Genomic DNA, 25604 nt, shown 5'->3' on the forward strand with positions numbered 1-25604 from the left:
ATAACTATTGCTTATATAAAGGATGAGCGTATAAAAAGGGGGAATAGCAATGTTACATGATGTATACAAACCAAATCGTCACTGGAAGGATATCGAATTATGGAAAGATGTTACTGAAGAACAATGGAATGATTGGGTTTGGCAATTAACGAATACGATCAAAACGTTAGATGACTTAAAGAAAGTGATTAACTTAACACCTGATGAAGAAGAGGGCGTTAAAATTTCAACGAAAACGATCCCGTTAAATATTACACCGTACTATGCTTGGTTAATGAATCCTGATGACCCACGCTGTCCGATTCGGATGCAATCTGTACCGATCTCGGAAGAGTTATATAAAACAAAATATGATTTAGAAGATCCACTTCATGAAGATGAAGATTCACCAGTTCCAGGGTTAACACATCGATATCCTGACCGCGTACTATTTTTAGTAACGAATCAATGTTCTATGTATTGTCGTTACTGTACACGCCGTCGTTTTAGTGGACAAATTGGAATGGGTGTGCCGAAGAAACAATTAGATGATGCAATTGCTTACATTCGTGAAACACCACAAGTACGAGATGTATTAATCTCTGGTGGTGACGGTCTTCTAATTAACGATAAAATTTTAGAATATGTATTAAAAAATTTACGAGAGATTCCGCATGTTGAGATTATTCGTATCGGAACGAGAGCGCCGGTAGTATTCCCGCAGCGTATTACAGAAAACTTATGTAATATTATTAAAAAATATCATCCAGTATGGTTAAATACACATTTCAATACATCTATTGAAATTACTGAAGAATCGAAAAAGGCATGTGAAATGTTAGCGAATGCTGGTGTTCCAGTCGGAAACCAAGCAGTAATTTTAGCTGGTATTAACGACAGCGTTCCAATTATGAAAAAATTAATGCATGACTTAGTAAAAATCCGTGTACGTCCATACTATATTTATCAATGTGACTTATCTGAAGGTATTGGTCATTTCCGTGCACCAGTTTCTAAAGGTCTTGAAATTATCGAAGGTTTACGTGGACATACGTCTGGTTATGCAGTACCAACATTCGTTGTTGATGCACCAGGAGGAGGCGGTAAAATTGCGCTTCAGCCAAACTATTTAATCTCGCAAAGTGCAGATAAAGTTGTACTTCGTAACTTCGAAGGTGTTATTACAACGTATCCAGAGCCAGAAAGCTATATTCCAGGAAGAGCAGAAGGATACTTTAAAGAGATCTATCCAAACTACGAAGAAAAACGTTCAGATGTTGGTATCGCGGGTCTTATGAGCGATAAGAAATTTAACCTTGTTCCAGACGATTTACAGCGTATGAACCGTCGTAAAGACTATGAAGATAATGAAACGCATGCATCATTAAAAGATAAACGTGATAAGCGTGACCAATTGAAAGATAAGAAGTATCAATCACAAATGGCTAAATTAGAAGAAAACGACAAAAAAACTGAGGGTGATGCAGTATGAATTGTATGTGGTGTGACAGTACAGAAGCGAAAGAAAGCTTAAATACTGTATATTGGGAATTACCAGATGGTACGCAAGCCATTGAAATCCAAGAGACACCATGTATTTCTTGCTCCTCATGTGGTATGGACTATCAATCAGATCAAACTGTGAAAGAAATAGAAGATCAGTTGTTTTTAATTTATACGAAAGATTTACCAAAACAACTAACATATGAAGAATTAATGGGAAGACCAAGACTACTAAAAAGGAATTATTTCGACTTTTAACCAGCATTTATGCTGGTTTTTTTCTTTTTTGCCTTGTATAATGTACCCAAGTTAGAAAGGTAGGGAATATTTTTGAAAAAGACATTTTACCACTATATGATGAAGCATCGTGCAGCTTTATTTAGTAATGAAATATCGAATTTAGCAGAGGCAATGTATGATGATTTAAGTTTTCCAAAGCAATCTGAAGATTATGATGAAATTAGTTCATACTTAGAGTTAAGTGGAATGCTAGAAAGTATGTCTATATTTGATGAAGCATGGGATTTGTACATACAAGAGAGATAAAAACTATATGATTTTTTTTGATGTGAAGCTAGTCTATTTGCTAGCTTTTTTTTACGCTGTAAATAAATTTTCATATGGTGATATTTTTTATTGAAAAAATTTATGAATATACGCTTCTGTGATAAGCGTTTTTATGTAGGTTGCATATACTGTTATCAAAATCACGACGTCAAAAAAAGGAGAGATATAGATGGCAAGGAAAAAGCAACCTAAATATAACGTAGGGGACATAGTCGTGATTACGCTATATGGAACCGTTGGTAAAATCACAAATATGAAGGTTTTAGATGGAGTTTACGTATACGAAGTCAATAATCACGATGGATTTTACGTAGAGCAAACATTGCAACACGTTTCAGAGCAAGACATGAAAAAAGGTGAAACTGAGTGGATTGAATTAAATTATAATTTCACATTTGGTGATCTCGTGCAAGTAACAGGGTATGATAAAGATGTGTTTCGCATTGTTGGTTTTCGTACAGAAGTATGGAGATATAAAAATGACGCATGGGAAGATACAATATATGAATTGTCACGAATTACGGATGGTGAATGGTTAGAAGCGGATGAATCAGATTTAACGTTACTTGCCAATGCTCAAACGGCAAATGCAATTTTGAAGAAAATGAAACAAGATAAAGCTGGTATGAATAAATTAGATTTAGGAAAATTAAAGTCAATTAACAACTCAAAAAAAGTGAGTGTTAAGACAAATCGTCAAGAAATCATTGATGGATTACTTGATATTTATAACGATTATCAATTGTTATTTGATACATTTAAAGATGAAGAATACAAAATTGTTATGGATGTTGTTCATAATTATTTAGTTAAATTGACAGAGAAAAAATAGTTAACTAGAAAGAGAGAATGAATTGAACAACAACATATGCAGTATAAGGTATGCCTACAATTATTAAAAAAATAAAAAGCCATTTAATAAGAGAGTCTGCCCATTGATCTTCATGCATGAACTCTTCTTTTGTTTGCTCTACTTCTTGCTTTACCTCATATTGATATTCCATAATTATTTCCCCCTTTTGATAGCTTGTACTACCATCGTATGCACCTCGTCCAAAGGATATGACCTATAAAAAAAGAAAAACTATTTTTCTAATCTCATATACATAATTTTGAGATTTTTTCATAAAACAGAAATAAAGGAGTGATGCTCATGAAGGAAATTGAAGTCGTAATTGATACGGAGGAGATTGCGGAGTTTTTTTATGAGCAACTAATTGAAAGAGGATACGTCCCAAAAAGAGAAGAAATTGAAGATCTCGCAGACATTACATTCGAGTACTTATTAGAGAAATGTATGATTGATGAAGTTTTTGATGAAGAAGATGAGTGAAAGTAACGACGGGCTTAACTCGTCGTTTTTTACTCTTTACAAACTTGTCACAAATATAGTCGGCAATTATTGGTATAATTAAAAGAAAATTTTACGCAAGAGGTGAAGGGATGTTCAAAAAAATTATTGATTCTTTATTAGGAAAGAAAAAATATCGTTCGTATTCTAGTAGTGATTATCGCCATAGAGGTCGCTCTTATTCAAGTAGCGATTATAAACGACGTTCATCTGGTTATGGGCATCATCATTATAAAAGAAAACGCAAAAGCCGTAGCTTCTTTTCAAGTAGCTGATGAAATGGCGTCGTATACTAGCTTTATTTGATAGACCACTGCGTGAAAATACAATTGTTGCAGAACGTTATAAAATTGAATCAGTAATTGGAATGGGCAGTTATGGGGTTACATATGTCGTTAATGATTTACAAATAAATAGATATAAAGTCTTAAAACAATTAAGACAAAGCAAACAAAGATATGAGTCTGGAAGAAAATCATTTGAACAAGAGAGAATGATTTTACAAACATTAAATCATCATGCAATTCCTAGTTTATACGATCATTTCGTATGGGAGAAAAAAAGCTTTTTTGTGATGGAATATATGCCAGGTAAAAATTTCGAAGATTATATTTTCTTAGATGGGCATGCATATACAGAACGTGAAGTTTTTAAAATTTTATATGAAATATTAGAAATTGTATCGGTGTTTCATAGTGCAGGTATTATTCACCGAGATTTACGCATTCCAAACATATTAATGAAAGAAAACCAAATTAGTATTATTGATTTTGGATTGGCTAAATTAAAAGGTGAGGGTGATGAACGAGCTACAACTTATGAAGGTGAACAAGCTTTGATGCGAGAAGTTCACTTTCGTAGTGATTTTTATGCGCTTGGTCATTTCTCATTATTTTTATTATATGCAGGCTATGAATCTAATGAAAAACATGAAAAACCATGGTATGACGAATTAACTTTGAAAAATTATAACCGTGAAATGCTTATGCGAATGTTACAAATAAAAACGCCGTACTATGAGAATGTACAAGATTTAAAAAAAGATGTAGCTTTTGCTTTAGAAAGGATGGAGCCCCCATGTTTCAAAAGTTTTTAGCAAGTGTTGGTATTGGTAGTACAAAAGTAGATACAGTTCTTGAAAAAGATGAGTATATTGTTGGAGAAGAGATATTAGGGAAGGTTCATATAACTGGTGGTTCAGTTAGCCAACAAATTGAAAGCATTTACTTAACGTTATCCACATCGTATATACGAGAAGTAGATGATAAAAAAGTAACAGCAACATATGATTTAGAGCGAGTTCGTTTAACAGAACCTTTTTCTGTTGAACCGAATGAAAAAAAAGAAATTCCATTTTCATTTATAATGCCAGTTGAAACACCGCTTACACTTGGAATGAAAACAGTTTGGGTGCATACAGGTCTTGATATTAAACGCAGTATAGATCCAAGTGATCGTGATTACATTCAAGTGTTGCCAAATACACTATTAAATAGTGTGTTAGAGAGTGTAAATCAATTAGGTTTTAAAGCGCGTCATATAGAATGTGAAGAATTACCGTATCGATTACGTAAGCAAGTTCCATTTGCACAAGAATTTGAGTTTGTTCCTGTTTCCGGACAGCTTTATGGAAAATTAGATGAACTAGAATTATTAATCTTGCCAAGTGCTTACGATCGCCTAGAGATTATTATGGAAGTTGACAGAAAATCTCGTGGATTAGCAGGTTTATTTGCAGAAGCACTGGATCTTGACGAGAAGGTGATTCGCTTTACAGTAACGAATGAGGATATTCCAACGATGAAAGAAAAAATTAGCAATTATATTTTTTAATAAACTATGCATAAAAAAGAAATGGAGAGGAAAACTAAAACAACCGCTCCATTTTTTTGCATAGTGAGGTTATGTATGTGAAACGATATCGACATTTATACTTGTTAAGTTTTACGCTACTCATTTGTTTTGTCGTATTATCACTTTCGTATCATACCGCTTGTATTGAGAAATTTGACAATATAGTCGCGCATTTTATTCAAAGTTTTCGAAACGACTACTTGACAGCCTATTTTACTTGGGTGTCTTTTATCGGTTCCAAAAGAATATATTTTCCGTTACTCATTATTCTTGTAATGTACTTTCTCGTTAGAAAAAAATTGCTTAGTGCATTACTTCTAACAATTAATTATTATGGATCTCGTTATTTAAACAGTATGCTTAAACTATGGTACGAACGAGCAAGACCTGATGTAACGCAGCTTGTTACTGCAACTGGATATAGTTTTCCGAGCGGTCATACGATGAATGCTACTGCTTTTTTAGGATTTATTGCATACGTTACAATTACAGAAGAACGGATTACATTGCATAAAAAATTGCTCATTATTTTTATAGCAAGCTTTGTTGTATTATCTATTTCAGTTAGCCGAATATATCTTGGCGTTCACTATCCATCTGACATATTAGCAGGGTGGGCAGCTGGCAGTAGTTGGCTCGTTTTATGTGTAATATTTCATAAAGCGTTCACTAAAAAAGAACCTATGTCATAATAGGTTCTTTTTCCATTGGTTCAACATGAATGTGTGCATGGTAAATGCCAAACTTTTTCCGAAGCATAGCTTCAATGTTATCAGTAATACAATGACTTTCACCAACATCCATACGAGCATCTACTTCAATTGTAATATCAACGTACGTTTGATTCCCATACATACGTGCTCTAATATCTACGATGTGTTCCACACCACCAATATGCTCAATTGCATCAGCGTACTCTTCCATCTTATCTGGATCGATTCCATCCGTTAGCATATGAGAAGCTTCTACGAAAATCTCCCATGCGGTTTTACAAATAATAAAGCCGACAATTAGAGCGGCAATCGGATCTAAAATAGGCATTTGGAACTGTGAGCCGACAATACCTACAACTGTACCAATACTTACGAGAGCATCTGATAAATTATCCTTTGCAGCGGCCTCTAATGATTTACTTTTTGTTCGAGCTGCAATCTTTTTCGTATACAAATATACAAAGTACATAACGACAGCAGAAAATAAAGCTACCCATGCAGCAAGGACATTAGGCGCTGCTTGTTTCGGATTTAAAAAAGATTGAATGGCACTAATAACAACTTCTAATCCGACCGTTGCCATAATAAAAGAAGCAACAAGTGATGCAATTTGTTCTGCACGCGAATGTCCATATGGATGATCTGGGTCACGAGGTTTACGAGAGATTTTTAGACCAATTAATATCGCTAAAGAAGCACCGATATCCGTTAAGTTATTTAAACCGTCAGCACGTAATGCGCTAGAGAGGGTAATATAACTGATGATGATTTTCATAGAGGATAAAAATATGTAGGCCATAATGCTGACAATCGCACCTTTATCAGCTTCTTTATGAGAAAGAGTATCCATTTTAAACACTCACCTTTCTACAAGGAATTTCTTTCTATAAATAGAGTATCAAACGAAAGTCGTGTGGGTCTATACAAACATTGTTGACGTTTTATAGCTTTTTAAGAAGTGGGTAACAAAGTTTCGTGAAGGAAAAATATGTTGTAAAGTGCAAAGTTAGGGTATGGACGTGATTTGGATCTATGTATAACGGAGGGGGGAGGAGAAGGGAGTTCAAATATGTACACTTCTGACAGCTGATTTGGAAAAAATAAAAAACCCTCTAGAAAATATTTTTCAGAGGGTTTTCATCTTAGTATGCTTCTAAAAACTCAGTAACTTGCTCTTCAGTTTTTGCATTAGCACTATGTAAGTGGCCTAGCTTCTCGCCATTTTGATATACAAGTAAACTTGGAATACCCATTACTTGATACTCTTCAGCGATACTTGGGAACTCATCTTTATTAATAGAATACCATTCAAACTTATTGAATTCTTCCATTACATCTCCGATAAAGTTATCCATACGTACGCAATCTGGGCACCATGTAGTAAAGAACTTAACAACTACTGGCTCCTCGCTTGCGATGATGTCTTTGAATTCTTGTTCAGATTTGATTTCTTTCATGTTAGTTTCTCCTTTTTCACTATCAATATTTTTGATTATTTAGTTGGTGCATTTGCTGTGAAAGGAAAAATTCTAACGAGAGTTTTTCTTTTCGAATAATTCGTTAGCAAATTGATCCACCGCAATTTCTTGAAGTCCTGGTATAACATGTGAGTAGGTATCCAGTGTGATTCTACTCTTTTATTTCCTAGTCGTTCATTTGCTATTTTCAGATATGTATCTTAATTCTAGAAATGAATATTAGGAACCTCACTTTTCTTTATAAGCTTTTTCGTGAGCTGTGTCAAACTTCTGAAATTGTAAGGTTACTATTATAAGTAGGGTAAATCAAATTGTATTCATGATAGCCATCGCTATAACGTTCTTTTCCTCAGATATTTTTATGTGATGTTTATGAAGCAGCAGTAAAGTAATGTCGGATAAAACAAGCAATCTCTTTCCAGCACTTAGAGAATATAAACGGTGGATAATCATTATTCATAAATTTTATGAGTGAATTGAACAACAAGCAGGGAATTGCTGCACTGTATAGAGCGAAAGAAAAACATGATGTGGAACATGGAAGGGATCGTAAAAACATCTTAGTAATTATTCAGCGGTTAAGAAGTCAGGCGATTAATGTAGATGTGGTAGAAAGAGATCAGTATATTATTCTTTCAGAGGGGATAATTAGGATGTTGAAATGAGGAAAGAAACTGTTTTCGAAAAAAGCTCACCCTGCATTGTTTTTGAGAAACAATGCAGGGTGAGCTTCAATTAACCGAAACGAATTGAGTTTGTGAAAATTGTGCCCAAATTACGCATGAACAAGACATTGAAAGAGATGCCTATACCCTTTATATCTTATTCCATAAATAACAAAGCTGGTGAGCTTCTGATTCAAGAGCTATTAAATGATCATTATTAATAGAGTTATTCGTATACATTCTGTTCTTTTGGATGTTAAGGACTGTATAATTCACATCGTTATGTTCATTTGAAAATGTTGATTCATTTAATAATGTCAGTGTTGAGTTGATGTTATATTTATCAATTCGCTCTTTTTTTCCTTTGAAAAACAGTTTAATAAGATGTGGCTCATCATTAATGAGCAAACCAAGTTCAGGTGATGAGCGGACGATTAAATTATCTGATAACCAATGTGATTTACCTGGATCAAACCAAGAGACGTCTTTGTTTTTAATAAATTTTTTGTACTGCTTTATAACATCAATATAGTTTTGCTTTTTCTTCTGGTCAACAGTTTGTATTAATGTTTCAAAACATTCAAAAGGTAGTTCGTTTTTATGAAATTTAATAACAGTTTCTCGTAATTGTTTCCAGTAATCAAAAACTGGGTGATATTCAGGTTGAGATTTTAGATTCTTTACAAAATTTGTTTTTGCTGCACTACTTTTCAGTGTGAAGTCTAAAAATTGTGTAAGTCCCACCTTAATTTCCGCCATGTTACACCCCCTTTCCAAACATTACTAATTCGATATTGAAAAGGGAAATCCTGCATTTTTAAGGAGGTGAACTAGATGCTAGAAAAACCGATGTTCATGCACAATGCCGTTGTAAAGCTGATCCGGAAATGCCAATTAATTTTATATATTTAGCCAAGGTGCGTGAATTTCGTGCTTTTGTGTTTCTTATTTAGTATTGCTAATACGAAAAAAGGTCCTGTTGTTTCCAACAGGACCTTTCCTAAAATGGCAAAGAGTAACTCTTACCTTACTCTTCTCGTATATAATACCTGAAAAAAATAGATGTGTATACAACAAGAAATTCCAATATAATTATTCGAATATAGTGTTTAAAAATAATGAGGCGAGATTTAAAATAAGGAATTAAATTACAAACGTTGATTTGTCAATTGTTTTGAATGTTTTTCTATCAATTTGTAGTAAATAAAGTGATATTGAGATAATAAGATATGTAATTTTGCATACCGGATTGTAAAGTTGAATAGGGGTGTACATGATCTAAATAATACGGAAGTTGAGGAGAGTAATACTGAAATTTCATTAACTTGTTTACTGTGTGAAATAAATTCATTTGAATAGAAGCAAAAATAGAGGTTTGCCTTAGACATTTATGAAGGTTAAGAATATTTATAACGAAAGGAGTAAAATACACAGGTCTGATTTTTGTAATGATGGAGGGAATTATTGTGGACATAACTCAAAGTATGGCACGAATCGTGGTTAATGGGAAAGATCTGCCGTTTCGTTCAGTTAGAACTTCTGTATGGAATCAAGGGCCTGTAAATGATTTAATTGTTTCAACAAACCAGAGAGTTGAGGAGCTTTATCAGTTTATGTGGTCGCAAGTGCCAGTTATGCTTGCGATGTATTTTCTTCAGGGGGCAGACTTAATGAGGTTTGCTAGAATTACTGGGATTAATCAGAGTGCAACGGGGGAATATATTTATCATTTCTCTTGGGGATAAAACGAATGTAAAGTAGCTTAACAGCTGCTTTTTTATTGTGGAAAGGAATTTTAGAAGGTGATGAATAGGAGGTTAGGAAAATAAGGTTAGAGTGTGATATAGATAATTTGTGACTGTTTTTAAGCTCGTAAAGATAATCGGTTACTTTCATCTAATGCAAGGGGAGATAAACAAATGTATAGAAGTATATATACGAAAAAATGAAATGAATCAAATTTTAATCGTGAATAATACTACTTCCGTATATATTGCGGCTAATTCATAGTATGTAGAGAGGCCGCTATGAATATGAAGTTTTTAAAGAGCACAAAAAATAAAAAACAGAGAGACATATTTTTTGTCCCTCTGTTTTTTATTTTATTCACAAATAGTTCCGGTTGCTATACCAGTTGGAGCAACACCTACTGGAACTGTAAAAATAACCGTATTTGTAGCAGTATCAATGACAGATACAGTGTTACTAGCTTGGTTTGTAACATAGGCGCGAGTGCCATCTGGTATGATGGTTACTTGATCCGGGGATAAAGCAACAGGAATTGTATCGATTACTGTATTTGTTGCTACGTTTATTACAGATACATTATCGCTAACTTTATTTACAACATAAATACGAGTGCCATCTGGTGTAATATCTATACCAACCGGTTCAGTACCTACGTTAATTGTATTAATAACGGAATTAGTAGCGGTGTCAATAACAGAAACAGTATTGCTATTTTGATTTGTGACATACGCACGAGTACCATCTAATGTAAAGACGATTATCCTAGGGCGAATGCCAACAGGAATCGTAGTGCTGACAGTATTAGTAGCAGTATTAATAACAGATATTGTGTTGCTTAATTCGTTTGCAACATATGCAAAGGCTCCATTTGGGGAAACAGTGATTCCTTGCGGATTGATACCAACAGGGATGGTATCAATAACCGTGTTAGTAGCTGCATTAATAACAGAAACAGTATTATCACCATGATTTCCAACATAAACAGTTGTGTTATCTGGAGAAACAGCTACACCTATTGGACGAATACCAACAGGAATGGTAGTGATAACGGTATTAGTAGCAGTATCAATAACGGAAACGGTATTAGAAAAAATATTAGTAACATAAGCACGAGCTCCATTTGGTGAAACTGTTACTTCAAGAGGTGCATTACCTACAGTAATTGTAGCAACTACTGTATTTGTTCCGGTGTTAATCACAGATACTGTATCATTTGTAGGATCATCTATGGTTCCTGCATTAGTGGCATATACTAGGAAATTACATGCAGGTCCCGTAGGTCCGGTTGGCCCAGTCGGCCCAGTCGGCCCCGGTGGACATTCACAATCTCCAGTCGGTCCAGGTGGTCCTTCCGGCCCCTGAATACCTTGCACACCTTGAGGTCCAGTCGGCCCTTCTGGTCCTTCCGGCCCCTGAATACCTTGCACACCTTGAGGTCCAGTCGGCCCTTCGAGTCCTTCTGGTCCCTGAATACCTTGCACACCTTGAGGCCCAGTAGCTCCTTCTGGTCCTTCCGGCCCTTGAATTCCTTGTACCCCCTGAGGTCCAGTCGGCCCAGGTGGTCCAGGAACTCCCATTCCAGTCCCAGAGCCAGTGGGTCCAGGTGGTCCAGGTGGTCCTTGAATACCTTGCACACCTTGTGGTCCAGTGGGTCCAGGTGGTCCTTCTGGCCCTTGAAGTCCTTCCACGCCTTGAGGTCCAGTAGCTCCTGCAAGTCCTTCCGGTCCTTGAAGCCCTTGCACACCTTGAGGTCCAGTAGCTCCTTCTGTTCCTTCTGGTCCTTGAATACCTTGCACACCTTGAGGTCCAGTAGCTCCTTTAGGTCCTGGGAATCCTCTAGGTCCAGTAGCTCCAGTAGGACCGGGTACTCCGATAATATTTAATAGAGAACTATTCAATATTCCTTGCAAAATTAAGTTGAATGTTTGTTGCAACAATGGGTCCGATATATTGGAACAACTAATAAGCGAAGATAAATTTTGGAATAGAAATTGGAATAACGCAGAGATTTGAGTAAGAGATGCAGTAGGTAAGGAATTGATTAGTTGAGTTATAGTTCGTATAACTAAATTTCTATTTGGAGTATTTGGTTGCACTGTAATGATTAAATCATGTAATGCCTGTAATGCAGATTGGAGTATTTGTATAGTTGTCGGATTTGGCGTGGTAAAGAAGGAAAGGATAGCTTGGTTTAATTGGTTAATTAGGGACAATAATTCTTGTTGCTGAGAAAATGAGAAAAAAACAGGTGTACAACAATTAGTTTGATTACAAGAGGATATAGAAATAAAACAGGGGAATTGAAACTTTTCGCACGGATCGTTTGAGTTTTGATTATTTTTCATAATTACCTCCTTTTAAAAAAATTAAATAGTAGGTACATTTGATAATTAATATTTGTTTCTAAATGTAATGTGTTTATGAGCATAAGTTATATGTGAAAGATTCAGAAATGTTTTTTAAAAGTATATGTAAACAAAATAGAGGTGTTCTTATGAGACTAGTATTATTGTAAAGGTTGGATTTGATGATAATAATAAGTTTAATTAAATTAGGATCTAATGCAGTTCCATATAGAATTTTATGTAAGGTCATTCATTTCATTTTTTTTTATATTCTCCTTTAAAAATTCAATTACGTTTAATAATTGAAACGAGTAAGTGAAATATGAAATTGAAAATATTAAAAGAAATAATTAAATGAAATGAAATACTTACTAAAAGCTAATGTACTAGTTTTCAGCACTTTCTAAAAAAAGAATCATACTATGGTTTGTAATAGCTTATTTGGAAGTGGGTTGAAAATAATGTTTTATTCATATTTTGCTTCTCAAGCAGATATTCGACCAGCGTATGGTACATCAATAACGTTTAGCGGAGCACAAAGTACAGTTCAAGCTGTTCAACAAGCGTTACAAATGCAACAACAAATGCAAATGCAGCAACAAGGTATCCAGCCGTATTATTCATCCATGGAGTATTTTTATCCAGTGCATCAAATCACACCGTATGGAAGTTCTTTTCTTACAATCCCATATGGAACTGTATTTAATCTATAAATTGAAAGTTTTATCAGTAGGAGCAGGTATCCCAAGCCGATTAATAGCCATCACCAATTGGACATATACGGGAAACCCAGCTCCCACCTACCTTTATCGCAAATGCCGAATTTTGAGGTATCCGCAAATAGCGGAAACAATTGAGGGGGATGAGTGTATATGTAAACGTCAAATAGTTCCATCTACAATTTGTAAATAACTAATGAGATAATCTTTGTACATAATCTATAAGTGGTTTTTTTGATAAAAAAATATCGATCGAAGAAAGAATGAGAATTATCTTATCATGACAAATGATGAATAGTGGCACTATATGAAAGGATACATGAACATTTACTAACGCGAACTAGGACAAGAGGTAGCAACGAAATCCTATCTGTGGTTATATCGCACAGAACGATTGTTCTATGGCTATCAACTTACAAGAGCAAGAGAATATTCGAACCGTTTTTTACTGGTTTTGAAGGATATTTACAGCTATAACATAGTATATTTTGTATATAATTGTAAATAGTTATTTAAATGTATAAATATTTTTTATTTTTCTATAAATAAAAAGGAAAAATAATGCAACTTTTTAATTTGTCTATTCGTGTTATATATGAAAGGAGGAGGGGGATGGAGATTGAAGAAATATATAAGATTTATATAAACGATGTGTATCGGTATTTATTTTCCCTTTCTCGTAGCCATCATGTAGCGGAGGACTTGATGCAGGAGACTTTTTATCGTGCGTATCTTTATCTAGAAGACTATGAAAACCAAAAGGTAAAATCATGGCTTTTTAAAGTAGCATATCATACGTTTATTGATTTTATTAGGAAAGAGAAAAAAGTATCTTTTGTAGGAACGGAGGAATTAGAGGCAATTCAAGCAGGTGAATCTACAGAAGAGTATGTAGTCGCAAAAAATAGTTACGAAAAATTAATTCAGATTATTCATACTTTACCTATGGTAGAGGCACAAGCTGTTTTATTATGTGATGTACATGAATTAACGTACGAAGAGGGTGCTTCTGTATTAGATTTAAAGTTAAACACATATAAAAGTCACATATTTCGCGGGAGAAAGAGATTAAAAGAATTGTTAAAGGAGGAAAAGAGTCAAAATGACAAATGATAAACCTCATTCTGAACAAGATGATTATAAAGAATTGTTACAAGAAGCTCTTCATCAAAGGCCGGATTCCCTTTCTAATGGAAAACAGGAGCAAGTGTTGAAAATAGGAAAAAAAAGAGCGCGTATTACGAATGTATTAATTGTATTTACTTTTTTATTACTGATTCAACCTATTTTATATATATCTACACTCTTATATTATACATTGGCACCTACAAACGCAATGGAGATACGGAATGTAGTAAATCAAACGTTAAGTGTAACAGAACCAAATGTATTTCTGAAAGATAGGGACATGGAGCAATCATTGTTACCGCTTAGTTTACAATTGCATTTTGATTTGTATAAAAGGGTAGGGAAGAAAGATATTCGAATAGGAGAAGAGAAAACAGATTATGTATTTAGTAGAGCAACGAGAGTAAGCCGTGAATATACAACAGATGAAAAAATTCCAGAAATCCCGTATATAGATAACGAGGTATTGTCTCATCCTAATAATTATAATGCGTCCTATAATAGTAGCGAAGAAGCGCAGGTATTAAAGGGTCTTCCGCAAGAATCTGTAGTAGAAGCATTTGTATCTTTTAGAGAATTATTAAGTGTACAAGAGGTAACGAATATGTTTCCTACTATTGATATTGTGTGGTATGCAGTTAATACAGGATTAGAGGAGAAGCAAACGAATGACGATGGTATGTATGTTGCCCCGGTTGGCTTTCCATCAGATATGATTTCAAGGCCAAGTGGTGCTTTTGTAAGTGATTCACCTCATGAGGAACAATTTATTGATGTGTTAAAGTCATTACAGAATCATGAAAATTTAGCAGTGAAGCTATCTAGAGCGAAAGTATTAGAGTTGTCAAAGCGTATTTCTTTCCTTGAAAGAAATGGGGTAAAAACATATGGGGCAGTTGTAACAGGACCTAAAGCAGAAGTTGAAAAATTGATGAGCCACGAAAAAGTTAGAAAATTGAAAGTAGGTGAAGCGAGGTTATGGAATTGGCATTCTTAAAAAAAAGAAAAAATCATATTTATAAACAGGAAAAGTGGATGGGGATTATTTCATTAATTATTGCCTTTCTAGCGTTATTGTATTTGAACATTATATTGCTTATTCAAGAAACATTTATAGGTAAAGGTTTTCTTCAAATAGTTGGTATTGGATTAGTGTGCTCAGTCGTAGGTATGATTACAAAAAGCAAAAGTCGGAAATATGCATTGTGGGCATGTAGTTTATATCTTTTTATGCTACTGTTTTCTATAGTTGGATTTATGTTAGGTTGGATGATAAGCTTTGGGCCATAAAAATGTGGGAAAGAGCGAATGTAGATTCGCTCTTTTTTATGTACAAAAAGTAAAGTAGATAAGGGAAGAATCTATCGAATTTGAATAAGGGGTACTATACTATTAGGTTGTGGTTTTATTGATGCATCTTCTGCTCAAGTGTATATAAATAGGCGATAAGTATAGGGCTAAAACAATACTCGTCCAAACGTTATGCATCCCTCTTACATAATATATAGTAATAAGCATGAAAGGGGAACTAGTATGTCTTGCTATTACTACTGTAAGTATTGTAAAGAGTATAAAAAGAAACAGCATAACTGTTGTAAGAACGATAGTAAATGTAATGACAAAAAGGATAGTCTTGTTAGAGCATCAGCATTTAGAGCTAGAAATACGGTGAATCAACCTGTTCCTGCTAATACTTTTGTAAAAGTATTGTTCCAAAATGAACAATTTGATTTAGCAAATGAGTATAATCCAGCAACGTCTATTTTTATTCCGAAGACTAAAGGAGTATACTCTGTTATTGGAACGATTGGTTTTTTTCCAAACGATCCTAGCTTAAATTATAGAGCTCGTGTAGAAATTCGTGTGAATGGAAACGCAGCAATAGCTATAGATAATGACTTTTTTGGTCCAATCGGTTTTGGAAATGTAGTAAGTGTTTCGACGATTATTCAATTACATGAAGGAGATCAAGTTGAGGTTTATGCACAAAGTAGCATAGACGGAGTTTTAAGTCCTTCGGAAGACGGCTCGCATTTTGAAGCTGCAAGATTCCCTTCTCCAATTAAATAAAGTTGATAAACTGATAAAATATGGAAAATAAAGAATAATCCTCACCAAAATGGTGGGGATATTTTATTCTATTGAATATAGTATTAGTTTGTCCAAACTACTCTTATTCATGTTACATAGTATGTAATAATAAATTTAAAGGAGGAACTTACTACGTCATATTATTACTGTAATTATTGTCAAGACTACAAAAGGAATAGTCATAAATGCTTTAGAAAAAATAGTCAATGTGATAAAAAGTATGTAAAAGTGAATTGTTGTGATGATAAGAACGAAAAGCTTGTAAGGGCGTCTGCATTTAGAGTTGTTAATACAATGAATCAGCCTGTCCCGGAAAATACTTCTGTTAAAGTATTATTTGAGAATGAACAGTTTGATTTAGCGAATGAGTATAATCCAGCAACATCTATTTTTATTCCGAAGACTAAAGGGGTATATAGTGTATTAGGGAATATAACATTCTCTCCAAATGATTTTAATGTAAATTACAGAGCTAGAGTTGAAATTCGTGTAAATGGAAATCCAGCAATAGCAATAGATAATGATTTCTTTGGGACTGGGGTATTTTTTAATAATGATGTTTCAGTAACTTCCATACTACAATTAGAAGCAGGGGATTCAGTTGAAGTTTTTGCTGAGAGTAGTGTTGCTGGCGTGATTGTTCAAAATGTTAATGGTTTGAATACGGTTCATTTTGAAGCTGCAAGATTCCCATCTCCAATTGAATAATGAAGACAATAAAATACTTTTCAGTAGGTTGAGTTAATCCCCTTCACCGAATGGTGGGGGGATTATTATTGTTTTTCTAAAATATATAAGTAAATAGGTTAAATGTAATTTATTTTAAGAGCATTTCGCATGCTAGGATGTAATGTTGAAAGTGAAAATAAATAGAGGAGTATTATTGATTAAATTGTTTATAAGAAGCGGATGAGTTTACCACTTATGAAATATAAAAGTGTACAGATTTATTTGTACAGAATGAGGGATAAATAAAAAAAGAGCATACATAAAAAGTACGCTCTAAAGAAAGATAGGTTTTATGAGTGGATAATCTCCATACGATAATATATGCTCAGCTAATAAAAACGTGTAAAAAATCAATAGATTATCAATGGAATATCATGAAATGCGTAATTTTAGTCTATTGCCGGAGTCATTTAGCTAACCAAATTGTAAGGATTGTGCATAGAACGGATTAACCACTGGATAATGATCGTACTTCAGTTTCGTATTTTTTATAGTTTGGATATTGTGTAATAGTTTGACATTTAAGTGTGGAAAGTTGATTAATTATAGAAACATTTGTAATTACCTCGTTACAAGGACCGAAAAATGTAACTTTTAATTTTGAATTTGGTGGAACTTTGAAAACAATAGGTTTTTTTTCCATGAAATCAGCTCCTATGATGCAGTATTATATACTGCGTTTTTTATTTAGATTGTAAAGGCTTATTAATATAATATGAATCTTTAGTTGATAATGATATGAAGTTAACTACTATGCAGAGCCTGATGTATAAATTATTAAGGGAATAATTGATGGGGCAAAATCTTTTCATATGTGGGGTAGAGCGAAAAATGCGGTAGATATTGGATGAAATAATTGGTTACTGGAAGAGCATGTAACGATAAGTAGTTATATATTTTATGAATACGTAAATGAAGGGAGTGAGTCGCATATTTCTATGTATTTTTCATGTCCTGGCAACGATGAAAATTCTAAGAATTCTTTAAATGCAAGTGCTAATGTTGAAGCCCAAGGTTTGCTGAGACTAGAAAGTAATTTTTTGAATTGATCTGTGGATGTTACTCCCTCAGTTGCTAAAATTATTTTCTTTGGTATATTGAATACGGTTTCTATAGTTGAAGGTGAGATACCTGAAGCATGTCGTAATAAAAGATAGCATTTAATAATGGTGCATAATTTTTTATGTTACACGGAATAAGCAATTCATCATCATCAAAAGACTTTTCCATTATATATACATTGATAAGTAAATCGTTAAATATATTTTCGGATTTGGATACATTTAGGTCGTTATAAGTTATAGATTCAGTAACGGCTATTGGCGTGTTTCCCATATTTATTATCTCTTTTAATTATATCCTTTACTTAGTATTCTTTTATAAAAGTAAACGTTGTTTAACTTTCTCTAATATTTTTGTTTTTCCTTTTAAAGGGAGAAATGAATTGACGACATCAATACCAAAAGCTTTAATTGCTTCGTCAATTAACAAAATAATATTGAGAAGAAAAGTAATTAGAAAAACTATTAAGGATACTGTTTTTTAGTATCAAAACTCAAATAAAAAAGGAGCTATCATGCTCCTTTTTTATTTGAGTTTTGAATTATTTTTGTGTAGAAGCTATTGATTTTGTTTGAGTTTTACAAATATAAAACTTAATGAATAAATAAGTAAAGAGCGGCACGGCTATGTTGGGTAATAAAAAATGAAATAAGGAAGGAATTCCTACGAGCTGGACATAGTCAAATCCTTTTACAGAGATAAAAAGCTGATCTCCTAATGGACCTTTTGAAAAAATTTGATTGAGTGTGAAGTTCCATCCTAAATGAAATCCAATGGGTAATAGCATTGATTTTGTTTTTTGAAAAGCATAAGCCCAGACAAGTCCAGAGAATCCGGTTGCTAAAAAGATAAGAATCATTGGTATGAAACTTCCAAATAATCCATAAGAAAACCAGTGATAGAAACCAAAACAAATCGCAGAAAAAGCAACCCCTTTTTTTTCTCCAATTTTTTGCATTATTATATATAGTAATGCGCCTCTGAAAATAAATTCCTCGAAGAGAACGGATTTTATATTCCACCAAAAAACTGTGAGAAAATTCATAAATGAATAGTTTGGATTGAGTTTCCAATATTGATGCGTAATCAAGAAATCTATACTTTGTACTAACGTGCATAACATACTTGTAAATAGGAATGCGAAAATAAATTGTTTTGTTCGTTTTTTTGTTGGCAGTAAACCTAAGACTGAGACGGAGTGTTTTCCGAAGATTTGAAGTGCAATCCATGACAGTATGAATAATGTCACTATCCCTATCATACATAATCTCCTTTCTAGAAAATTGATTTTTATTCTTAAAAGATTAATGAAATAGTGATATTCATTATTTGAGACTCCTATTAATTAAAGACGAGTAAAAAATCAAATTATGTTACACTCAAACAGTATCAAGGTTTATTTTATGCAAGATCTGTGTGAGTATTGCCATAAATTTTACATATGATGGTCATAAAGAAGTAGTTGAGTGTTTAATTGAAAAAGGAATAGATATTTCAATTAGATACACTGGAGAAAATATTAAGAATATGGATGCTTATGAATACGCTAGAGAATTTGGGCAAACAGAAATTGCTGAATATTTAAAGCAGAAGATTGATAAAAAAGAATAGGCTGTTAAAAAGTACATACTCCATGACGGTTGTACTATCATAAAGTATTACGTGCTTGAACTTCCTTTCAATCGAATAGAGTTGATTACAGAAGTGTAAGCCTTCGCTCGCCTTCACTTTTTGCCCCTTCTGTGATTCAGGTAAAGCTTTTAAGGCTTCATCAAACTTTCATCTCGCATCGCCCAACATCCAAAAAGGATGACATCCGGTACTTGATGATACCCACTATATCCATCTACCTGAAAATATCCTTTAAAACCACTTAAAAAACGTTTCGGATGTTCGCCTGCTCTTCTCTTATAGGGTGATAGTCAAAGAGGACAATAGTGATATCCTCTCGTCCTGTACGATATAGCCACAGATAGGACTTCGTTGTTGCGGGCCCGCCCAGGTTCGCGTAAAACTTGGAAGGTTGTTTCGCCCGCATGAAGAATGGTTCGAGTAAGTAGGTGTTCATGCATACTTTCATACAAAGTCATTAACCATCGATTAGCCCCATATAATAACCAATTTCCCATCGTTTGTCGTGATAAGAAGATTCCCATTCTTTCTTTAATCGGTGTCTTTCCATAAAAAAACCTCCACATATAGTATGTAAGGAGATTATCTCATGGATTATTAACAAATAGTAGGTGGGGAATATTTGACGCTTACATACGTAAAGGGTCATTTTAGTGATACATAGTAAGATAACATTTAATATTTGAATAAAAAGAACATGATACATAGTTTTTCAAATGAAATGAATTACATCTAGAAAACACATTATTTACACAAGTACATTGTATATTTGTTCTTGTATAATAATAAAAGTGAGGTATTTTGAATTGAAAAAGAAAAAGCTATTTTTAGGAACAATTATTTCATGCGTAGTACTGGCATTATCTGCATGTGGTTCCTCAGACAACGTAGTAACATCGAAAGTAGGAAATGTTACAGAGAAAGAGTTAAGTAAAGAATTAAGACAAAAATATGGGGAAAGTACTTTATACCAAATGGTGTTAAGTAAGGCGTTGCTAGATAAATATAAAGTTTCAGATGAGGAAGCAAAAAAACAAGTAGAAGCAGCAAAAGATAAAATGGGTGACAACTTCAAATCGACTTTAGAGCAAGTTGGGTTGAAAAATGAAGATGAATTAAAAGAAAAAATGAAACCAGAAATTGCATTTGAGAAAGCGATTAAAGCGACTGTCACAGAAAAAGATATAAAAAATAACTATAAACCAGAAATGAAGGTAAGTCACATTTTAGTGAAAGATGAAAAAACTGCTAAAGAAGTGAAAGAGAAAGTAAATAATGGTGAAGATTTTGCGGCTTTAGCGAAGCAATACTCAGAGGATACTGGTTCAAAGGAACAAGGTGGAGAAATAACTGGTTTTGCTCCAGGGCAAACGGTGAAAGAATTCGAGGAAGCTGCATATAAATTAGATGCAGGACAAGTAAGTGAGCCAGTAAAAACAACTTATGGTTACCATATTATTAAAGTGACGGATAAAAAAGAATTGAAGCCATATGATGAAGTAAAAGATCAAATCCGTAAAGATTTAGAACAGCAAAGACTACAAGATACGACAGGAAAATGGAAACAGCAAGTAGTCAATGAATTATTGAAAGATGCTGATATTAAGGTGAATGATAAAGACTTTAAAAATACATTTGAATTTCTAGAAAAGAAATAATGACTGTAATTAGAAAAGGGAACCTATATAGGTTCCCTTTTCTAGTTAGTGTGTGAGTTATAAATAGATAGTAAGACAATACAATATTACATTTAAATATTAAGAATTACAATGGGAATTTATGTAATTATTTTAAAGTGAAATAATTATTACTTCATAGAATATTGATATTATAATGTTTTGTTTCATTTTATTAAATATAAAACAAATTAATTAATTTTAGCCCATTATTTGTAGGCAGTACGATTTGCGTGGGCTAATTATTAGTCAGGAATGAACAAAGCTTGAAGGGATTTAAGTTTTACTTTATTGAAGTGGATAAACATAATTTGCAGAATGAAACATACAATTATATTGAAATATATTGACGCTAAATGAAGTGAAAAGCAGAGCATTCTATTATGATGGATGTTCTTTTTAGTATGAAATTTTAAGGGGAAGAATGAATACTTTTAAATGAATTATTGGATAGATGAATAAATTATGTAGGGGGAGAAAATGTGAAAATAATTTTTCAAAGAGAAGACGGAGGGAAAATTTTTGAATCGTATGATGAAGATATAAATAACTTATTAGCTATTTTAAAAGAAACGAAAGGGATTAAGATCGGGATGGTTGATTATGAAGTATTAAAATACGAATTAGAGTATTTTCGGAATCCAAAAAAAGCAGTAACAGAGAGGGAATTACATATAATAGTACAACCGAAATATATTTAATAATTAGAGTTAATTATTAATAAATAGTTTTATGCAGTATGTACGAAAAGAGAGTGTTTAAATTGCTCTCTTTTCACAGAAATTCATAAGGAACGAATTGAGGCCCATTATAAATCCCTTAAATGTTATGAGTTCGTTCTTTATAATCTATGCTTTTAGTTATAGATGGTTAATAAACTCAAAAAAATTAAAACTTTTTAGTGTAGGAAGGAATTTTATATTTGAGTAGATAAATGTTCATATGAAGTATTTTTTATACGAATATTGGAGGAGTAAAAATGAGTTTAGCAAGTTATATAGGGTGCAATGTAGAAATTCCATTAACAGATCCACATTCTAATGATGTAATTGTTTTTGGACCATGTTTTTCAGATGAAAGTATGCTTGAAATTGTACAAGAGTTTCAATTTCAAACAAGTTACACGTATGAAATTTCAACAATGTGGGGCATTGAACTAGATGAGTGGCAAACTGAAAGGGAGAAGAAAGAAGCTAAAAAAAAGCTATTAGCTTTATGCGCGATTATGGAAGGGTATTTAAATGATGGGGACTATTTTGAATTATTCAGTTGTTGGGTTGGTGATGAAGATAAGGAACGAGTGGGAGAATTAAAATTAAAAATAAATCATTTTCATATAGATGAAATTTGTATTCCAGAAAGAACACTTGTCAGGATAGAAAAATAAATATAGAAATATATGTTATTAGAAAAAAGCGACTTTACTTTGTATGAAGTCGCTTTTTTAGTTGAAATGTGAACATCCTATTAAATAGGAAGTGAAAAGTGTATTTGATGAAGAAAAAATGTATAACGAAATGATTTTAATTACATTTTGTTAAAAAAGATAATTAAATCTCTTCTCAAAAGAACGTAGGTTCGTGTATAATTAGAACGGATGTTCTTTTGAGTGTAGATAGTATAAGAATTAGAAATAAAGTGAAACTGTAATCAGTGGGGGCATCGTTTACTGATTATTAGCTTTAACCAATTGGGCGTTTACGGGCAGTTGATTTTCGTGCATGTGCTGAATTTTAAGGTGGGAGCTATACTGTCTGTTTATACGTGATAAATATGAGCCTAGCAAATTATTAAAGAATAATTAAGGAACAATATGTGTGAGATTGAATGGATGATCAAGGAGATAAAGAAATGAATGATGTAAAGGTGCAAAAAGAAGAAAAAGAATGGGTTCCATTTACAGTAATGTCGGAACAGTTGTTAAGTATGCGAAAAGTTATTGGAGAGAAATTTAAAGTACAAAAACCGCTCTTAACAAAAGAAGAAAAAGAGAGGATTTCTGATAAATTATTAATGTCATTGTTGACTGAGAAAGAAATATTGGTGACATATTTTGAAAATGGCTACATACTTACCAGCTACATGACAGTGGTGCATATAAATCCGCTAAAGCACAGTATAATGTGTACTGACGCATTTTATAAAACTTACGTATTTAATACTACGGATATTATTGAAATAACGTAAAGTAAGCTGAAATTTAACTTTTAGCTTATTTTACGTTATGTTAGATGTGGAATAGAAAAAATGAAACAAAAAAGCAGCTAGCTTCATACTAGCTGCTGAGCCCCAGGGAAAGGGAGAAAAAGATAGGGTACTCCAAAAATCAACAATAGCTGTGTAACAGCCTGATTATAGTATAGACAAATTTTAAATTTTTAAACAGAACGATGAAAAAATAGGGTTAGGCTGTACCAACTTGATTTTGATCTGCAAGGTCAGAATCAAAAGTATTTGTCGCACTCACACCGTTAAAAGTATTAACAACAAAACCAACGTTTGAAGCACCAGATCCATTATAAGCCTTCGTATTTTCTTTCGGAGAAACGTTGTAAAAATCCCCTAAGTTAAATGAACCGTTACTATTTTGTACAACTAAATTCCCTACAACTGAGGGCATAGTTTTCACCCACTTTACAATCATTTGTTAACACTAGTATATGGCCGTATAGTCCAATTGGTTCATGTAACAAAAATTGTGGAATAGTAAAACCTTTGAAGTGTAGCTCTTAATAAAAGTGTGTTAAACTGAATGTAAGGTTTAGTAATAAAAAACAATTGTATAATTAGTATATGCGAAAACAAAGGAGGCAAAATGTAATGAATAATGTTATAAAAAAAGTAGATTTAACAGATGCAAAATCAAGTAATCTTGTTGCACTTATTTATAGCAATGAAGTTATATTGGTTGAAGAAGCATTTTGTCCAAATGAAATAAAATTAAAGTTTAATGAAATTGCAATTTTATCATCTATTAAAACAGCTCATATAACGAAAGTGTCCATCAGAAAAGAACTTGAAGCAATTTTTCATGACACTGGTGTTCTATTGGTGAAGCATGGTGTTGAGTATGGAAACAGTCAATCTATCACCATGCATTTTGAACAATTTAAAAAGTTGCAACATGAGATTGAGAATTTAATAAAAAGTATGTAATAAGACAAGATGAAGATTTTTTCATAGAGGTGAACTGTTCTATGTTGAAAAAATGGTTTGAAAATTTTTTAGACGAATCTCACTGTAAACATAAATATAGTTTTATTAAGATACAAGATAATGAAGATTTCAAAAGTGGTAAGTTAGGTGTAGCTTATGTGTATAGGTGTGAGAAGTGCGGGAAAGAGAAGTTGAAATTTAAAAGCAATAACGAAATAAATAATGATTTTTTTGATATATAGGCAAGAGTAACTGTTATGGTTACTCTTTTTTGTATACGTAAACTCCTACTAAAGTATGAAATGAGTTGATACTTTAGTAAATAGTTGAATGAAATGGAAAAGTGTAAAATGTTGTAAAGGAGGAGAGATATTTGAAGCGCAAGGACATTGGGAAAATTGTAATTATAACAGGAGTGACGCAAGGTTTAGGTCGTGCAATGGTTGATTGATTTCATGAATTGGGATGGAGTATATTTGGCTGTGGACGTTCAAAAGATAAAATTGAAGAATTGAAAAAATATTACGGTAAGACACATGATTTTCAAATCATTGATGTTTCAGATTCTCAGCAAGTAAGTAGTTGGGCAAACTATATACTTAATAGTAATAAAGCACCCGATTTATTAATAAATAACGCATCAATTGTAAATAAAAATGCGCAATTGTGGAAAGTTCCAGCTCAAGAATTCGAAAATATAATGAATGTAAATGTAAATGGTGTAGTAAATGTAATAAGGGCGTTTGTTCCGTCTATGGTAGTCAGGAAAGAAGGAATTATTATTAATATGAGTTCTAGTTGGGGAAGAGAAGGTGAAGCTGAGCTTGCCCCATACTGTGCCTCGAAGTTTGCAATTGAAGGTATCACGAAATCAATGGCACTGGAATTGCCTCATGGTATGGCTGTTGTTGCTTTAGATCCGGGTGGAAGTATTAGTACGCCAATGCTATATTCATGTGCACCGCAGTATGTAAATGAATCGCCTACACCTGAAATGTGGTCACATCATGCAATTCAATATATATTGAATATAACAATAGATAAAAATGGAGATTCATTGATTTGTCCAGCGTGTGTATAAAAATCAGTATCTTTTATGTGTTTATATTATTAGCGATATATGCTTTGCTCACAAAAAGTACCTTAAAGGTGCTTTTTTTATTAGTAACACATTATAGAATGCACAAAATTACATATAGAAAATAAA

The 25604-nt window shown here is 33.1% G+C and carries 30 protein-coding genes and 4 pseudogenes; 24 read left to right on the top strand and 10 right to left on the bottom strand.

The features are described from left to right. Positions 1 to 49: 49 nt before the first annotated feature. The 4 genes from ablA to ATN06_RS11385 all read left to right on the top strand — a co-directional run bounded on the left by ablA (position 50) and on the right by ATN06_RS11385 (position 2881). A complete protein-coding gene (ablA, locus tag ATN06_RS11370; RefSeq protein ID WP_060630719.1) occupies positions 50 to 1471 on the top strand; it encodes a lysine 2,3-aminomutase in 1422 nt (473 codons plus the stop codon). Further along, on the top strand, positions 1468 to 1740 hold the full coding sequence (locus ATN06_RS11375; protein WP_060630720.1) for a YokU family protein: 273 nt from the start codon (positions 1468 to 1470) through the stop codon (positions 1738 to 1740). The genes ablA and ATN06_RS11375 overlap by 4 nt, the downstream gene beginning before the upstream one ends. Positions 1741 to 1812: 72 nt before the next feature. Further along, on the top strand, positions 1813 to 2028 hold the full coding sequence (locus tag ATN06_RS11380) for a YozE family protein (protein WP_000750725.1): 216 nt from the start codon (positions 1813 to 1815) through the stop codon (positions 2026 to 2028). 190 nt (positions 2029 to 2218) lie between these two features. Continuing rightward, positions 2219 to 2881: a hypothetical protein gene (locus tag ATN06_RS11385; RefSeq protein WP_000101496.1), complete on the top strand. Its 663-nt coding sequence runs from the start codon at positions 2219 to 2221 to the stop codon at positions 2879 to 2881. 4 nt (positions 2882 to 2885) lie between these two features. Here the strand turns inward: ATN06_RS11385 and ATN06_RS11390 are convergent, their stop codons facing one another. Further along, entirely contained in the window at positions 2886 to 3053 is a 168-nt protein-coding gene (locus ATN06_RS11390; RefSeq protein ID WP_060630721.1) for a DUF3930 family protein, read from the bottom strand. A 149-nt stretch (positions 3054 to 3202) separates the two neighbouring features. Here ATN06_RS11390 and ATN06_RS11395 point away from each other — a divergent pair, with 149 nt between their 5' ends. The 5 genes from ATN06_RS11395 to ATN06_RS11415 all read left to right on the top strand — a co-directional run bounded on the left by ATN06_RS11395 (position 3203) and on the right by ATN06_RS11415 (position 5946). Further along, a complete protein-coding gene (locus ATN06_RS11395) occupies positions 3203 to 3382 on the top strand; it encodes a YozD family protein (protein WP_000658451.1) in 180 nt (59 codons plus the stop codon). A gap of 110 nt (positions 3383 to 3492) precedes the next feature. Continuing rightward, a complete protein-coding gene (locus ATN06_RS11400) occupies positions 3493 to 3675 on the top strand; it encodes a hypothetical protein (RefSeq protein ID WP_000473370.1) in 183 nt (60 codons plus the stop codon). Continuing rightward, positions 3675 to 4496 carry a serine/threonine protein kinase gene (locus tag ATN06_RS11405; RefSeq protein ID WP_060630722.1) on the top strand — a complete coding sequence of 274 codons (822 nt, stop codon included), beginning with the start codon at positions 3675 to 3677 and terminating at the stop codon, positions 4494 to 4496. The genes ATN06_RS11400 and ATN06_RS11405 overlap by 1 nt, the downstream gene beginning before the upstream one ends. Continuing rightward, positions 4478 to 5233 carry a sporulation protein gene (locus ATN06_RS11410; protein ID WP_060630723.1) on the top strand — a complete coding sequence of 252 codons (756 nt, stop codon included), beginning with the start codon at positions 4478 to 4480 and terminating at the stop codon, positions 5231 to 5233. Before ATN06_RS11405 ends, ATN06_RS11410 begins: the two co-directional genes overlap by 19 nt. 77 nt (positions 5234 to 5310) lie before the next feature. Continuing rightward, positions 5311 to 5946 (top strand): phosphatase PAP2 family protein, encoded by a 636-nt coding sequence (locus tag ATN06_RS11415; RefSeq protein ID WP_060630724.1) that lies wholly within the window; start codon positions 5311 to 5313, stop codon positions 5944 to 5946. On the opposite strand, the gene ATN06_RS11420 is transcribed toward ATN06_RS11415, so the two are convergent. The 4 genes and pseudogenes from ATN06_RS11420 to ATN06_RS11440 all read right to left on the bottom strand — a co-directional run bounded on the left by ATN06_RS11420 (position 5936) and on the right by ATN06_RS11440 (position 8869). Further along, a complete protein-coding gene (locus ATN06_RS11420; protein WP_060630725.1) occupies positions 5936 to 6817 on the bottom strand; it encodes a cation diffusion facilitator family transporter in 882 nt (293 codons plus the stop codon). The two genes, ATN06_RS11415 and ATN06_RS11420, sit on opposite strands and share 11 nt — an antisense overlap. A 292-nt stretch (positions 6818 to 7109) precedes the next feature. Next, positions 7110 to 7451, bottom strand: a complete 342-nt coding sequence (locus tag ATN06_RS11425; RefSeq protein WP_223290742.1) for a thioredoxin family protein — start codon at positions 7449 to 7451, stop codon at positions 7110 to 7112. Positions 7452 to 7496: 45 nt separating this feature from the next. Further along, positions 7497 to 7856: pseudogene (locus tag ATN06_RS29405) on the bottom strand (site-specific integrase). A gap of 404 nt (positions 7857 to 8260) precedes the next feature. After that, complete coding sequence (locus ATN06_RS11440; protein ID WP_060630727.1) at positions 8261 to 8869, bottom strand: hypothetical protein; 609 nt, start codon at positions 8867 to 8869, stop codon at positions 8261 to 8263. Between the two features lie 689 nt (positions 8870 to 9558). Between ATN06_RS11440 and ATN06_RS11445 the strand changes: the two genes are divergently transcribed. Then, entirely contained in the window at positions 9559 to 9855 is a 297-nt protein-coding gene (locus tag ATN06_RS11445) for a hypothetical protein (RefSeq protein WP_060630728.1), read from the top strand. Positions 9856 to 10212: 357 nt separating this feature from the next. Here ATN06_RS11445 and ATN06_RS11450 read toward each other — a convergent pair whose 3' ends face one another. Continuing rightward, positions 10213 to 12204: a YVTN family beta-propeller repeat protein gene (locus tag ATN06_RS11450; RefSeq protein WP_060630729.1), complete on the bottom strand. Its 1992-nt coding sequence runs from the start codon at positions 12202 to 12204 to the stop codon at positions 10213 to 10215. A gap of 461 nt (positions 12205 to 12665) precedes the next feature. Between ATN06_RS11450 and ATN06_RS11455 the strand changes: the two genes are divergently transcribed. From ATN06_RS11455 to ATN06_RS11480, 6 genes are all read left to right on the top strand, one after another. Beyond that, the gene (locus ATN06_RS11455; RefSeq protein ID WP_016088001.1) at positions 12666 to 12917 is read left to right on the top strand and encodes a DUF3947 family protein; all 252 of its coding nucleotides are present in this window, start codon (positions 12666 to 12668) and stop codon (positions 12915 to 12917) included. A gap of 618 nt (positions 12918 to 13535) precedes the next feature. After that, on the top strand, positions 13536 to 14036 hold the full coding sequence (locus ATN06_RS11460) for a sigma-70 family RNA polymerase sigma factor (protein ID WP_060630730.1): 501 nt from the start codon (positions 13536 to 13538) through the stop codon (positions 14034 to 14036). Beyond that, positions 14026 to 15048 carry an anti-sigma factor gene (locus ATN06_RS11465; RefSeq protein WP_060630731.1) on the top strand — a complete coding sequence of 341 codons (1023 nt, stop codon included), beginning with the start codon at positions 14026 to 14028 and terminating at the stop codon, positions 15046 to 15048. The genes ATN06_RS11460 and ATN06_RS11465 overlap by 11 nt, the downstream gene beginning before the upstream one ends. Then, positions 15030 to 15341: a hypothetical protein gene (locus ATN06_RS11470; RefSeq protein ID WP_060630732.1), complete on the top strand. Its 312-nt coding sequence runs from the start codon at positions 15030 to 15032 to the stop codon at positions 15339 to 15341. The genes ATN06_RS11465 and ATN06_RS11470 overlap by 19 nt, the downstream gene beginning before the upstream one ends. A 243-nt stretch (positions 15342 to 15584) precedes the next feature. After that, a complete protein-coding gene (locus ATN06_RS11475; protein ID WP_060630733.1) occupies positions 15585 to 16121 on the top strand; it encodes a C1q-like domain-containing protein in 537 nt (178 codons plus the stop codon). Between the two features lie 129 nt (positions 16122 to 16250). Beyond that, positions 16251 to 16850 carry a C1q-like domain-containing protein gene (locus ATN06_RS11480; RefSeq protein ID WP_060630734.1) on the top strand — a complete coding sequence of 200 codons (600 nt, stop codon included), beginning with the start codon at positions 16251 to 16253 and terminating at the stop codon, positions 16848 to 16850. Between the two features lie 469 nt (positions 16851 to 17319). Here the strand turns inward: ATN06_RS11480 and ATN06_RS11485 are convergent, their stop codons facing one another. Together ATN06_RS11485 and ATN06_RS11495 are read right to left on the bottom strand one after the other, a co-directional pair. Next, entirely contained in the window at positions 17320 to 17514 is a 195-nt protein-coding gene (locus ATN06_RS11485; protein WP_060630735.1) for a hypothetical protein, read from the bottom strand. A gap of 960 nt (positions 17515 to 18474) precedes the next feature. After that, a complete protein-coding gene (locus ATN06_RS11495) occupies positions 18475 to 19023 on the bottom strand; it encodes a CPBP family intramembrane glutamic endopeptidase (protein WP_234415831.1) in 549 nt (182 codons plus the stop codon). Between the two features lie 350 nt (positions 19024 to 19373). On the opposite strand from ATN06_RS11495, the pseudogene ATN06_RS11500 reads away from it, so the two are divergent. Beyond that, a pseudogene (locus tag ATN06_RS11500) lies at positions 19374 to 19544 on the top strand (ankyrin repeat domain-containing protein); the annotation flags it as partial. A 149-nt stretch (positions 19545 to 19693) separates the two neighbouring features. Here ATN06_RS11500 and ATN06_RS28310 read toward each other — a convergent pair. Beyond that, positions 19694 to 20062: pseudogene (locus tag ATN06_RS28310) on the bottom strand (IS66 family transposase). Between the two features lie 309 nt (positions 20063 to 20371). Here ATN06_RS28310 and ATN06_RS11505 point away from each other — a divergent pair. From ATN06_RS11505 to ATN06_RS11520, 4 genes are all read left to right on the top strand, one after another. Next, on the top strand, positions 20372 to 21223 hold the full coding sequence (locus ATN06_RS11505; protein WP_060630739.1) for a peptidylprolyl isomerase PrsA: 852 nt from the start codon (positions 20372 to 20374) through the stop codon (positions 21221 to 21223). Between the two features lie 500 nt (positions 21224 to 21723). Then, positions 21724 to 21942 carry a hypothetical protein gene (locus tag ATN06_RS11510; RefSeq protein WP_060630740.1) on the top strand — a complete coding sequence of 73 codons (219 nt, stop codon included), beginning with the start codon at positions 21724 to 21726 and terminating at the stop codon, positions 21940 to 21942. A 278-nt stretch (positions 21943 to 22220) separates the two neighbouring features. Next, a complete protein-coding gene (locus ATN06_RS11515; RefSeq protein WP_060630741.1) occupies positions 22221 to 22628 on the top strand; it encodes a hypothetical protein in 408 nt (135 codons plus the stop codon). Between the two features lie 464 nt (positions 22629 to 23092). Further along, positions 23093 to 23428 carry a YolD-like family protein gene (locus tag ATN06_RS11520; protein ID WP_060630742.1) on the top strand — a complete coding sequence of 112 codons (336 nt, stop codon included), beginning with the start codon at positions 23093 to 23095 and terminating at the stop codon, positions 23426 to 23428. Positions 23429 to 23645: 217 nt separating this feature from the next. On the opposite strand, the gene gerPF is transcribed toward ATN06_RS11520, so the two are convergent. Continuing rightward, the gene (gerPF, locus tag ATN06_RS11525; protein WP_001141565.1) at positions 23646 to 23861 is read right to left on the bottom strand and encodes a spore germination protein GerPF; all 216 of its coding nucleotides are present in this window, start codon (positions 23859 to 23861) and stop codon (positions 23646 to 23648) included. Positions 23862 to 24061: 200 nt separating this feature from the next. Here gerPF and ATN06_RS11530 point away from each other — a divergent pair, with 200 nt between their 5' ends. The 3 genes and pseudogenes from ATN06_RS11530 (at position 24062) to ATN06_RS11540 (ending at position 25478) form a co-directional block, all read left to right on the top strand. Continuing rightward, positions 24062 to 24397 (top strand): hypothetical protein, encoded by a 336-nt coding sequence (locus ATN06_RS11530; RefSeq protein WP_060630743.1) that lies wholly within the window; start codon positions 24062 to 24064, stop codon positions 24395 to 24397. A gap of 41 nt (positions 24398 to 24438) precedes the next feature. Beyond that, positions 24439 to 24639: a hypothetical protein gene (locus tag ATN06_RS11535; RefSeq protein ID WP_060630744.1), complete on the top strand. Its 201-nt coding sequence runs from the start codon at positions 24439 to 24441 to the stop codon at positions 24637 to 24639. A 131-nt stretch (positions 24640 to 24770) separates the two neighbouring features. Continuing rightward, positions 24771 to 25478, top strand: a pseudogene (locus tag ATN06_RS11540) (SDR family oxidoreductase). The last annotated feature ends 126 nt before the right edge of the window (positions 25479 to 25604 follow it).

This window comes from Bacillus thuringiensis (genome assembly GCF_001455345.1).
Lineage (GTDB): Bacteria > Bacillota > Bacilli > Bacillales > Bacillaceae_G > Bacillus_A > Bacillus_A thuringiensis_N.

What these genes read in the sequence shown, in the direction of transcription:
- ablA (WP_060630719.1), top strand. Translation starts at nt 50, where the DNA reads ATGTTACATGATGTATACAAACCAAATCGTCACTGGAAGGATATCGAA.
- ATN06_RS11375 (WP_060630720.1), top strand. Translation starts at nt 1,468, where the DNA reads ATGAATTGTATGTGGTGTGACAGTACAGAAGCGAAAGAAAGCTTAAAT.
- ATN06_RS11385 (WP_000101496.1), top strand. Translation starts at nt 2,219, where the DNA reads ATGGCAAGGAAAAAGCAACCTAAATATAACGTAGGGGACATAGTCGTG.
- ATN06_RS11390 (WP_060630721.1), bottom strand. Translation starts at nt 3,053, where the DNA reads ATGGAATATCAATATGAGGTAAAGCAAGAAGTAGAGCAAACAAAAGAA.
- ATN06_RS11395 (WP_000658451.1), top strand. Translation starts at nt 3,203, where the DNA reads ATGAAGGAAATTGAAGTCGTAATTGATACGGAGGAGATTGCGGAGTTT.
- ATN06_RS11400 (WP_000473370.1), top strand. Translation starts at nt 3,493, where the DNA reads ATGTTCAAAAAAATTATTGATTCTTTATTAGGAAAGAAAAAATATCGT.
- ATN06_RS11405 (WP_060630722.1), top strand. Translation starts at nt 3,675, where the DNA reads ATGAAATGGCGTCGTATACTAGCTTTATTTGATAGACCACTGCGTGAA.
- ATN06_RS11410 (WP_060630723.1), top strand. Translation starts at nt 4,478, where the DNA reads ATGTTTCAAAAGTTTTTAGCAAGTGTTGGTATTGGTAGTACAAAAGTA.
- ATN06_RS11420 (WP_060630725.1), bottom strand. Translation starts at nt 6,817, where the DNA reads ATGGATACTCTTTCTCATAAAGAAGCTGATAAAGGTGCGATTGTCAGC.
- ATN06_RS11440 (WP_060630727.1), bottom strand. Translation starts at nt 8,869, where the DNA reads ATGGCGGAAATTAAGGTGGGACTTACACAATTTTTAGACTTCACACTG.
- ATN06_RS11445 (WP_060630728.1), top strand. Translation starts at nt 9,559, where the DNA reads ATGATGGAGGGAATTATTGTGGACATAACTCAAAGTATGGCACGAATC.
- ATN06_RS11450 (WP_060630729.1), bottom strand. Translation starts at nt 12,204, where the DNA reads ATGAAAAATAATCAAAACTCAAACGATCCGTGCGAAAAGTTTCAATTC.
- ATN06_RS11455 (WP_016088001.1), top strand. Translation starts at nt 12,666, where the DNA reads ATGTTTTATTCATATTTTGCTTCTCAAGCAGATATTCGACCAGCGTAT.
- ATN06_RS11460 (WP_060630730.1), top strand. Translation starts at nt 13,536, where the DNA reads ATGGAGATTGAAGAAATATATAAGATTTATATAAACGATGTGTATCGG.
- ATN06_RS11465 (WP_060630731.1), top strand. Translation starts at nt 14,026, where the DNA reads ATGACAAATGATAAACCTCATTCTGAACAAGATGATTATAAAGAATTG.
- ATN06_RS11470 (WP_060630732.1), top strand. Translation starts at nt 15,030, where the DNA reads ATGGAATTGGCATTCTTAAAAAAAAGAAAAAATCATATTTATAAACAG.
- ATN06_RS11475 (WP_060630733.1), top strand. Translation starts at nt 15,585, where the DNA reads ATGTCTTGCTATTACTACTGTAAGTATTGTAAAGAGTATAAAAAGAAA.
- ATN06_RS11485 (WP_060630735.1), bottom strand. Translation starts at nt 17,514, where the DNA reads ATGGAAAAAAAACCTATTGTTTTCAAAGTTCCACCAAATTCAAAATTA.
- ATN06_RS11515 (WP_060630741.1), top strand. Translation starts at nt 22,221, where the DNA reads ATGAGTTTAGCAAGTTATATAGGGTGCAATGTAGAAATTCCATTAACA.
- ATN06_RS11520 (WP_060630742.1), top strand. Translation starts at nt 23,093, where the DNA reads ATGAATGATGTAAAGGTGCAAAAAGAAGAAAAAGAATGGGTTCCATTT.
- gerPF (WP_001141565.1), bottom strand. Translation starts at nt 23,861, where the DNA reads ATGCCCTCAGTTGTAGGGAATTTAGTTGTACAAAATAGTAACGGTTCA.
- ATN06_RS11530 (WP_060630743.1), top strand. Translation starts at nt 24,062, where the DNA reads ATGAATAATGTTATAAAAAAAGTAGATTTAACAGATGCAAAATCAAGT.
- ATN06_RS11535 (WP_060630744.1), top strand. Translation starts at nt 24,439, where the DNA reads ATGTTGAAAAAATGGTTTGAAAATTTTTTAGACGAATCTCACTGTAAA.